The 10,182-nt window shown below is 40.2% G+C and carries 8 protein-coding genes; 5 read left to right on the top strand and 3 right to left on the bottom strand.

Annotated features, from left to right (window positions below; translation table 11 throughout):
• The 3 genes from G322_RS0106770 to G322_RS20085 all read right to left on the bottom strand — a co-directional run bounded on the left by G322_RS0106770 (nt 1) and on the right by G322_RS20085 (nt 3,799).
• Nucleotides 1-1,131: a glycosyltransferase family 4 protein gene (locus tag G322_RS0106770; RefSeq protein ID WP_022941055.1), complete on the bottom strand. Its 1,131-nt coding sequence runs from the start codon at nt 1,129-1,131 to the stop codon at nt 1-3.
• The gene (locus tag G322_RS0106775) at nt 1,121-2,359 is read right to left on the bottom strand and encodes a glycosyltransferase family 4 protein (RefSeq protein ID WP_022941056.1); all 1,239 of its coding nucleotides are present in this window, start codon (nt 2,357-2,359) and stop codon (nt 1,121-1,123) included. Before G322_RS0106775 ends, G322_RS0106770 begins: the two co-directional genes overlap by 11 nt.
• 207 nt (nt 2,360-2,566) lie before the next feature.
• Nucleotides 2,567-3,799: a glycosyltransferase family 4 protein gene (locus G322_RS20085; RefSeq protein WP_211217135.1), complete on the bottom strand. Its 1,233-nt coding sequence runs from the start codon at nt 3,797-3,799 to the stop codon at nt 2,567-2,569.
• 320 nt (nt 3,800-4,119) lie between these two features.
• Here G322_RS20085 and G322_RS20090 point away from each other — a divergent pair, with 320 nt between their 5' ends.
• From G322_RS20090 to G322_RS0106805, 5 genes are all read left to right on the top strand, one after another.
• A complete protein-coding gene (locus G322_RS20090; protein ID WP_051143738.1) occupies nt 4,120-6,279 on the top strand; it encodes an LruC domain-containing protein in 2,160 nt (719 codons plus the stop codon).
• A gap of 4 nt (nt 6,280-6,283) precedes the next feature.
• Nucleotides 6,284-6,790, top strand: a complete 507-nt coding sequence (locus tag G322_RS0106790; protein WP_156873925.1) for a hypothetical protein — start codon at nt 6,284-6,286, stop codon at nt 6,788-6,790.
• A gap of 375 nt (nt 6,791-7,165) precedes the next feature.
• Nucleotides 7,166-8,176, top strand: a complete 1,011-nt coding sequence (gene argC, locus G322_RS0106795) for an N-acetyl-gamma-glutamyl-phosphate reductase (RefSeq protein ID WP_022941060.1) — start codon at nt 7,166-7,168, stop codon at nt 8,174-8,176.
• 14 nt (nt 8,177-8,190) lie between these two features.
• A complete protein-coding gene (gene argB, locus G322_RS0106800) occupies nt 8,191-8,964 on the top strand; it encodes an acetylglutamate kinase (RefSeq protein ID WP_022941061.1) in 774 nt (257 codons plus the stop codon).
• Between the two features lie 10 nt (nt 8,965-8,974).
• Entirely contained in the window at nt 8,975-9,883 is a 909-nt protein-coding gene (locus G322_RS0106805) for an ornithine carbamoyltransferase (RefSeq protein WP_022941062.1), read from the top strand.
• The last annotated feature ends 299 nt before the right edge of the window (nt 9,884-10,182 follow it).

Consider the following 10,182-nt stretch of genomic DNA (forward strand, 5'->3'; position numbering starts at 1 on the left):
TTATCCATTCACTAAATGCGGGACTGTGATTTCAAGGCACAATTTTTCGATGTTATTTTTAATGAACTGGTATTGTGTAGAAGCACGATAATTTAAAGCTAATTTTGACGCGTGCAAACCCACTTTAGTGAGCAAGGGCAAATCGTTACTTAACATCAATAATTTTTGTTGCAGATCGTGGCTGTCACCCGCACGGTACTTAATGCAATTAACCTTATTTTCTAATAAGTTATCCCAGTACGCTCCATCGTCCGGAATAAGTACACACATTGCGGCTGCCATTGCTTCGAGAATAGACAGGCCAAAGGGTTCATTGTCACTGCTTGATACAAAAATATTAGCGCGGGCACGTACTTCGTCCAAATTGCTGGGGCTTTCATACCAATGCACGTTAGTTAATGGCACGGGGGCATCACTGAGCGCTAATATTGTTGACTGTGGTTTGATATAACAAATGTGAGTCAGAGGACGTTGCATTGCATCGATCCCTGTTAATGCCTCAACGAATAAATCTAAACCTTTCCATTTTAATAATGAAGCTGCCCAAAAGATAACTGGGCTATGAGTTTGACAACGTGTTGGCCAACTTTGATCACATAGGCCATTTTCAAACAGGAAAAAATGCGCTGGCAAGGTTGTAGAGAGCGGTGTAAAAATCTGTAACGCTTTTTGCAGTGAAGCACGTGTACTGTGTAAATAATAAACTTGTTCAGCATGATTTAAACAGCGACAAATAGTGCGAGAAGTGGCCACTGGACCATGAATAAACTGCACAATACGCGTTTTTAATAACGGTTTCAGCATATACATAGCAAGGTCAACACCCGGCCCTGACGCTCCTACGGTGATATCAATATGGCCTAATCGCACACGTAATAATAATAAGTTAATAGCAATAATAAAGTGGCGTAAAAAATAGGCCAGCCCTTGTTCTTTATTGGCTAAAAAGGGTAACTCATACAAAGGGACTTTAGTCATAGAAGGGTTTGTCCATGCCTGTTTATCCGCAGTGAGTATCGAGATAGACACTTTAGCGCTATCAAGTTGACGCAATATGCTTTGTGTAGCGACTTTAGACCCACCATTAAATGCAATCGCATCAATCACCACTAAATGTATTTTATGTTTCATGATTTTGTCCTCTTTTTATGAATCGATGATAGCCGTTGTACAGCGAGGTCAATACCGATGTATTTTTATACCAAGGGATAAATGCTTCGGGTTCATTGAGTAGTTGCTGGTAGGTTTGTTCAAATTTTTGAGCGTTAGCCACGACAGTAAAGTTGTTTAATATGTGCTGCATACCCGCTTTTGCTAAGCGATTTTTTAAGGCAGGTGAACAATAGAGTTCACCAATGGTTTCACTTAATGCTGCACTATTTTCTGATTCAACTAACAATCCCGTTTCATTGTGTCTCACTACTTCGTTAATGCCGCCCACATTCGGTCCAACAACCGCTAAACCTGCGAGATTCGCTTCTGCAAAGACTAAACCAAAGGCCTCTTCACGAGCGCCTGAAACAAACAGGTCTACGGTGCCTCGTAATATGCCCACGACATTATTTTTCTCACCTAATAAAGTGACCTGTTGCTGTAAACCGTGTTGTTTTATTTGCCTCTTTAGTGCCTCTTTTTCTGGCCCATCACCGATAATTAATAAATGTATTAATAGCTGTTTTTTAGCCAGCAGTGCTAAGGCATCAATAATTAAATCCATACCTTTACGCTTGATTAGCGAACCTACGGAGGCAATAACAAAAGTATTCTTAGGGATATTTAAAGTGGCGCGTAAGTTAACTAAGGGCATGGATAATAAACGCTCAGTATCAATGCCATTAGTAATTACTTGCCTGCGTGAAACAGGCAGATTATCTTGATAGAAGGGCGCCATCACATACTCACTGACGGCGATGACCTTACTGACTTGATAAAGTCCGAGTGTTAAGCGATCTCGCAATGGATAGATTGCATGCATTTGACACAATAAAGGCACATTACACTGGCGTGTGGCAATGTTTAACCATTGGCAAGGTGCCGCACTATTAGCATGTACTAAATCAATTTTTAGATCCGTGAGCAGTTGCTTAGCTTGTTTGATTAGGCGTAGAAAATGCACAACATTAAAGCGTGGCGCTTGCCATCCTAATAAAATTGAAAAGTCAGTACGGTAGACTTTAATACCTAATGCCTCAGCTTGTTGCTGCATCATCGGCTGATTACACCATAAGATAGGTTTATATTTTTGTTGGTTGATATGTGACATTAAATCCAACAAACAACGTTCGCTACCTCTTATCCAGTTATCCCCGTAATGAGTGAATAAGATGTTTTTAATAGCAGTGTTTTGATCTCTTCGCATATTAACCTTGCCTATTCAATGAATTGATAGCTTTACTGGAGCAAGCGCTGTTCCAATTTTTAACAAAGTTCTATCTATCTGATTTTAAATGTATTGTTAGATGTTTTTAATTATTTTTGTCTAAGTCATTTCTTTTTTATTTTAATCTGCGTTGCAAATTGCAACAGTTTGATTGTTCCCCAAGTGTGCATTTTCACTGTTGTATCTTTATAAATGACTGCAATTCTTTTTATTATCTTTGTCCCCTGAAGGTGGACTGATTGACTGTTGATATAAAGTGAGCAGTTTAGGAATCGCCACACGACTAGAGAAATGACGGTTAATTTTTTGTTGGGCAGCCACTTGCAAGGCGCTTTTTTGTGGTTGGCTGAAGGTCAGCCATAAGTTAATTTTTTCTGTTAATATTTGCACATTATCGGGCTCAACTAACCAGCCATTGATATCACAATTAATCAGTTTATGCAGAGCACCGACATTAAAAGCCGCCACTGGAATACCCCTGGCCATGGCTTCTAATGCCGCCATCGGTAATCCTTCATAACGAGATGGCATCACTAATAATCCTATCTTAGGCCATAGCTTGGACATATCATCCTGCTGCCCATGCAGATGTAGATTCGTTGGCGTGTGTTGTTGTAACTGTGTTAATAATGGCCCATCACCATAAAGATGAAACTGCTGTGCAGGCAACATCTGTGCAATGTGTAAAAAGTAATCCGGTCCTTTTTCTGTACTGACTCGCCCCACAAAAGCAATTTGTTTTCCTGAGCTCATTGCTAGTTGTCTATTATCAATAAAGTTGTCAAAGACCTGTGTATTACCAGGCAAACGCGCGGCTATTTTGGGGCTAACGGCAAAGACATGATGGGCCATAAAAGCACTATAACGGTCTAAACAATCATAAAAAGCTAATTTCCCCTGACTAATTTCACCGGCGTGATAGGTACTAATCACAGTCACGTTGGCCAGGCGAGCGGCCACTCGGCCTAAAATCCCCGCTTTATAACCGTGAGTATGAAGCACAGTCGGACGTTGTTTTTTTAATTGTTGATAGAGGCTACTCAATTTCCCATTGAGTATCTGGTAGTGAATACCTAAGACTTGTAATTGTTGATAGATAGGGTGCGGTCCATATTTTTGCAGAAAAACAACACAAACATTCACTTGTTGAGAAAGTAAACCCTGTGCCAATTGCACTACATGCGATTCAATACCACCCGCTTGGCGACTATCTAATAATATCCAGATTTTTGCACTTTTCATTACTTCCCCCTCTAGCAACATACCCGTCAGAATGATGATTAATAAGTTCAATAAGAGGTAATCTGCATACTTAGTGCCAAGCAGAGTTAATAGCTCTCGGGCTCTTACTAGCGCAGTAATAGCCAGCTCGCAGGCTTTTTTATAAGCATAAATTTTATATTCATTGGTACTCCGCAAACAAATACTCCAAGCTGCAATGCATTGCGCGTTGCAAAATGCAATTTTTATATTGAAAGGCCTCTTTTTAGCTTCGACAAACATGGCGGTATTTAGCGTGGCCCCTGTCATTAGGGCTGCTGGCGTGCCGTTAGATGTTTAAAACAGGGTTGGCACACAAATTGTGTATGTATAGATATAGAGATATAACAGCAGCTGGTGGGAGTCGTATTATGCAGGGTAATTATAATGTCCAAGTTAATCACTGTCTTAATATACGCAGTGTTAATACAGAGGCCTTCACTAATAGACTACTGCAGGTGATCTTTGGGTTGTTGTTAATGATTACTGTACCCGTCACAGCAGATCCCTTTAGCACCTGCCCAAGCAAAGCCTTTTTATTTCAAGGCAATCCCGTGAGTAGTTACGGGGTTAATCTGGTCACGGGGAATTATGCTCTTATGCAAAGTGATCCAGGCATTGCTGCTAATATTAATGGCTTGGGTTTTGATGAGCAAGACAGGTATTTATATGGTTTTAATACCACTCATTTACAAATGGTACGGATGGGCAGTGACTTTAAAGTCAGCACACTTAATTTATCGGGTCTGCCTGTGGATACTTCATTTTTTGTCGGAGATGTCGCTAATCATTATTATTATTTATACCGCACCAATGTCGGTTTATACCGTGTTGATTTAAGCCCCTTAGATACAGATGTTAATGCGCCGCTAATCGCGATAAAAATAACTTCAACAAGCACCGTAAAACTGACTGACTTTGCTTTTCATCCTAATAGCCAACAACTTTATGGTGTCGATAATAAAAGCGGTATTCTTTATCAAATTGATCCCGGTAATGGCAATACCATTGCACTAGGAGACACCGGTGAAACGGGTACCTTCGGTGCCATGTACTTTGATGTTAATGGCTACTTTTATTTATCGCGTAATCAAGATGGGTTAATTTATCGCATTGATTTATCCGCGCTAACCGATGCAAATAGTGCTTTGCAAATAACTGATCTCGATGTCACTGCGGTTATTTTTGCTAACGGCCCGAGTTCGAGTCAAAACGATGGTGCACGCTGTGCGAGCGCGCCATTAATTGACGTTGATGTACCTTCTAATATTGACTTTTCCGATGCACCGAGCAGTTACCAAACATTGCTAGCAGACAATGGCCCGCGTCATTTACTCGATGGTGAAACCTATTTGGGCCTGCATGCTCCCGATGGTGACTACGACGGTTATATAGGTGCTGACTCTGACGATAGTAGCGAGTTTAATAGCACTAGTTTTGATGATGAAGATGGTGTTAATTTTGTGACTGCCTTAGAGATAGGACTGGATTCTGTGGTTAGCTTGTATGCTTCCAATACCGGTATTTTAAATGCGTGGTTTGATTGGAATGGTGACGGAGATTTTAACGATGATAATGAGCATGTTTTCAATGATATCACCTTAGTTTCTGGTAATAATAATCTAGTCTACCGCGTACCGAATGATGCAGTCGCGGGTAATAGTTGGAGTCGTTTTCGTTTTAGTAAACAAAGTGGTTTAGCGTTTTTTGGCGGAAGTAGTAGTGGTGAGGTTGAAGATCATCCGATCAGTATTAATGAATCGGGTTTAACTTATCGCTATTATCCAAGCGCCAGTAGTTGGGTAACCTTAGCCTATGAAGATCAATGGCCAATCAGTGATGATTACGATATGAATGATGTGGTGATGCGTTACCGCACCGTTGAAGTGATACGTGATAATCACGTGGTACGTATTGATATTTTTGGTGAATTACAAGCATTAGGGGGGGATTACCGTAGCGGTTTTGCGGTGCATTTTCCGAATATCCTAACGGAAAATGTGAATAGACAGACATTACGTTTATTACATAACGATGTAAAACAACAATACAGCGGTCAAAATGGTGCCACTAGCTACGAAATTTTAGAGTCCGATAATATCCAAGCAGTGGTGGTGATTAGCCAAGACCTGTGGAAACATGTCAGTAGTATTTGTAAATACTTCCGCAGTGAAGAAAACTGTCAGCAATCCTCATCTTTTGATTTTGAAATTAGTATCCCACTTATCAATCCTGTGGATGCCAACCGCATAGGTTTACCCCCCTTTGACCCCTTTATTTTTGCGACCGAAGGGCTCTATTATGGAGAAACGTTTAGCAGTCACCCCGGGCGTTCAGTAGAGATCCATCTCGTGGACCATGCGCCCACAGAAAAATTTAATACCGCGTTTTTTGGCTTAGGCGACGATGATAGTGATCCGGCCATTGGACGATATTTCCGTAATAGTAATAACCTGCCTTGGGCATTAGAGGTGGGCGACCAATGGCAATGGCCATCAGAAAGAAAACCATTATTAAGTGCTTATCCGCAGTTTCAAGAATTTGTAGAAACACAAGGTGCACAGCAAAGTAATTGGTTTAACATCGAACAAGCCGTCATCAGTAACTTGTTTTCAAGTGTAAATGAATTAGCGGAGTAAAATTATGCTGACTTTAACGAAGAGAATATCAAGTCTATTTATAGCAAGTTTGTTAGTGACAGCCTGTGGAGGGGGAGGCGGTGGTGACGGGGGCTCAAATACTGATACTTCTGTTGATACGGATCCCGTGATTCCCGTTGTTATTATAGATAATGCTCTAGGAGCTGCCGTGAGCACTCAGGCAACACTAACCATGCAAGAGTTAGTGGCGGCAAAAGATTTTTCATTTACCAATAAACAATCAATTCAGGTATCACTTTCACTTTCTGAATATACAACAGAACGCGCTTATATCTCTGTTTATGGTGATTATCAACAACTCCCCTCGGGCCGTTATTATCCCGATGCAAGTAGTCGTATTATCGCGGGGAATTTACAGCAGGGGGAGTTTGAAAGTAGTTTTGTTGTCCTTAATAAGCAACCCTCATTTTTAGTCGAAGTGTGGTTTTATGATGGTCAAGAGGCATTACAAAAAGAGGTCTATCTCTCTAATAATCAACTTATCTGGTAATGTGTATTAAGGACTCCTAAAACGGTGAGTCCTTAAATTCAGTGGGCCTACACAATAAATAGAGCACTGTGATTACTTCAATGGCACCGCGTAACTTAGCCCGTTCCCATAAAATTAAATATTTAATGTTTTATCCGCGCAAATGTTAATCTTAATGTTCATTTACCTATTGATAGTTAAAGCGTGAGTTATGTTTTAATAAACATAACTATGAATAAATAGCGCTACCACCTTTAAAGTTAAATATTTATTCATGTTTATTGCATAAATAGTCATTTGTAATTACAATAAGCGCTCTAAGGCGTTTCCTTATTTACTTCTTTTTCTTATAATACCGTCTTCTAAATTTTACTATTTTCAAAACAGGATTTTTTTATGTTAAAAGCGATCGTTGTTGGCGCAAGTGGTTACACGGGTGCTGAATTAGCCCATTTTCTGACACGCCACCCAGAGATTGAATTAGCAGGTTTATATGTTTCTGAAGGTAGCTTAGATAAAGGAAAAAAATTATCTGCGTTATACGGCAACTTAGTTGGTGTTGTTGATTTGCCACTACAACCACTGGCTAATAGTGGTATTAAACGCGCTTGTGCAGGTATTGATATTGTTATTTTAGCGACCGCACATGAAGTGAGTCATCATTTAGCGCCACTATTTTTAGCGGAAGACACGGTTGTTTTTGATCTTTCAGGTGCTTTTCGTGTTCAATCTGCTGGTTTTTATGAGCAATTTTATGGCTTCACCCATCAGTTCCCTGAACTGTTAGAAAAAGCGGTTTACGGTTTAGCGGAATGGAATGCAGAAGCCATTAAAGGTACCGACCTTATTGCCGTACCCGGTTGTTATACAACAGCTTCATTAACCGCACTTAAACCATTAGCAGAAGCTGGGTTAATTAAAGAAAACTATAAACCCACGATTAATGCAACCAGCGGGGTAAGTGGCGCTGGACGTAAAGCAAACGTGGCAAGTAGCTTCTGTGAAGTGAGCCTGCAACCGTATGCGGTGTTTAATCACCGTCACAAACCTGAAATTGATCAGCATTTAGGGTTACCCGTTGTTTTTACACCACATTTAGGTAGTTTTAAGCGTGGCATTTTAGCAAGCATTAATGTGGTGTTAAAAGCGGGTGTGACTGCAGAGCAAGTAAATCAAGCTTACCAAAGAGCCTATGCAAACCAACCTATTGTACGTTTAATGGATGGCACGTTACCTGCGCTTAAAAATGTAGTGGGCACACCTTATTGTGATTTAGGCTGGGCGATGGAAGGCGAAGATTTAGTGGTGTTTAGTGCCATTGATAACCTGCTTAAAGGGGCTTCTTCTCAAGCGATACAATGTATTAATCTTCGTTTTGGTTTTGCAATCACCACATCACTTTTATAAAAGAGCGTTATGTAATGAAACAACCTTTATTAATTAAGTTAGGTGGTGCAGTACTTGAAAATGAACAAGCACTGACTAACCTATTTTCAGCATTAACTACGTATTTAGAAAAAGAAAAACGTCCATTGTTACTTGTACATGGCGGTGGTGTGATAGTCGAAGATGTTTTAAGCAAGATGAACATCAAAAGCGAAAAGAAAGATGGCCTACGTATTACCCCCTTTGATCAAATTGGTTATGTGGTGGGTGCATTAGCGGGAACATCTAATAAATTATTAATGGCAAAAGCATTACAGGCCGGCTTTTCTGCGGTCGGTTTATCGTTAGCAGATGGCTTTAGCTGTACGGTTAAACAGATGGATCCGGATCTCGGCGCCGTGGGTATTTGCGCGCCTAATAAACCCGAACTCATCAATCATTTATTAGCGGGTGGATTTTTACCGGTTATCTCATCGATTGCCATTGGTGAAGATGCACGTTTGTATAATGTGAATGCAGATCAAGCCGCGATTACGCTCTGTAAACTGTTGCATGCCGAGTTAGTTTTTTTATCGGATGTTGATGGGGTATGGGACGCACAGAAACAAATTATTCCTGAGTTAAACACCCAATTAGCTGATACACTTATTGCACAAAATGTTATCAAAGATGGCATGGCGGTGAAAGTAAAAGCAGCGCTACAAGCGGCGGACCAATTAGGTCATGTGATGTTAGCCAGTTGGAAAAATCCAGAAAATTTAGTGTCACTGCTTGCTGGACAAGCGGTGGGAACAAAAGTAATAAAATAGGGTGTTAACGATGAAAAATTTATTAACGGGTTTTGAGATGACTCAGCAACAAGCATTAGACTTGATTGCACTGGGTAAAGATCTAAAAGCAAACCCAGCAAAATATGCGCAAGCATTGGCGGGAAAAAGCGTTGTTACACTGTTTGAAAAACAATCGTTACGCACGCGTGTTAGTTTTGATATTGGCATTAATAAATTAGGTGGCCACGCCGTTTATTTAGACCAAACAAATGGGGCAATGGGAAGCCGTGAAGATGTCAGAGATTTTGCTGCTAATATTTCACGTTGGGCGGATTGTATTGTGGCACGAGTTTACGACCATAAAACATTGCTTGAAATGCAACAGTACTCAACAGTGCCTGTTATAAACTCTCTGTGTGATCTCTATCATCCGTGCCAAGGCATGGCAGACTTCCTGACTATCGCACAAAACTATGATGATGTTTCTAAAGTGAAACTAGCTTATATCGGAGACGGTAATAACGTGACTCATTCTCTGTTTATTGCCGGTGCTATTTTAGGTGCAACGGTAACGGCGGTTTGTCCCATTGGTCATAGCCCTGATGCACAAATTCTCAAACAAGCACAGGATATCGCAGCTAAAAACGGTGGTTCGATCACGGTCACGAATAGTATTGAAGATATTAAAGGCTATGACGTTGTTTATGGTGATACTTGGCTTTCAATGGGTGACGATACACCGCTTGAGCAAATTAAAGCTAAGTTTATGCCTTACCAAATTAACCAAGAGTTATTAGATAGTACAGGTATCAAACATATTTTACATTGCCAACCTGCCCACCGAGGACTGGATATTACTTCGGAAGTAATGGATGGCCCTGCTTCATTGATTTTTGATCAAGCAGAAAATAGAATGCACATACAAAACGCAATCATGTTGACGTTAATAAACAAATAAGGATCGGCTTCAAAATTACTTGCGCTTTTTTTTTCAAAATAACCCGTCATTTTAGGCTTTTTGAAAACAATTTAGGATCGGCTTCAAAATTACTTGCGCTTTTGTTTTCAAAATAACCCGTCATTTCAGGCTTTTTGAAAACAATTTAGCGCAAGTTATTGTGTAATGATTCCTTAGCGCAAGTTATTGTGTAACGATTCCTAAGTATTGATGAAAGGAAATATTCAAATGAGTAAAGTAAAAAAGGTAGTTCTCGCTTATTCTGGCGGTTTAGATACATCAGCAATTATTCCATGGTT

The organism is Psychromonas hadalis ATCC BAA-638, assembly GCF_000420245.1.
Lineage (GTDB): Bacteria > Pseudomonadota > Gammaproteobacteria > Enterobacterales > Psychromonadaceae > Psychromonas > Psychromonas hadalis.

What these genes read in the sequence shown, in the direction of transcription:
- argB (WP_022941061.1), top strand. Translation starts at nt 8,191, where the DNA reads ATGAAACAACCTTTATTAATTAAGTTAGGTGGTGCAGTACTTGAAAAT.
- G322_RS0106775 (WP_022941056.1), bottom strand. Translation starts at nt 2,359, where the DNA reads ATGCGAAGAGATCAAAACACTGCTATTAAAAACATCTTATTCACTCAT.
- G322_RS20090 (WP_051143738.1), top strand. Translation starts at nt 4,120, where the DNA reads ATGATTACTGTACCCGTCACAGCAGATCCCTTTAGCACCTGCCCAAGC.
- G322_RS0106790 (WP_156873925.1), top strand. Translation starts at nt 6,284, where the DNA reads ATGCTGACTTTAACGAAGAGAATATCAAGTCTATTTATAGCAAGTTTG.
- G322_RS0106770 (WP_022941055.1), bottom strand. Translation starts at nt 1,131, where the DNA reads ATGAAACATAAAATACATTTAGTGGTGATTGATGCGATTGCATTTAAT.
- G322_RS0106805 (WP_022941062.1), top strand. Translation starts at nt 8,975, where the DNA reads ATGAAAAATTTATTAACGGGTTTTGAGATGACTCAGCAACAAGCATTA.
- argC (WP_022941060.1), top strand. Translation starts at nt 7,166, where the DNA reads ATGTTAAAAGCGATCGTTGTTGGCGCAAGTGGTTACACGGGTGCTGAA.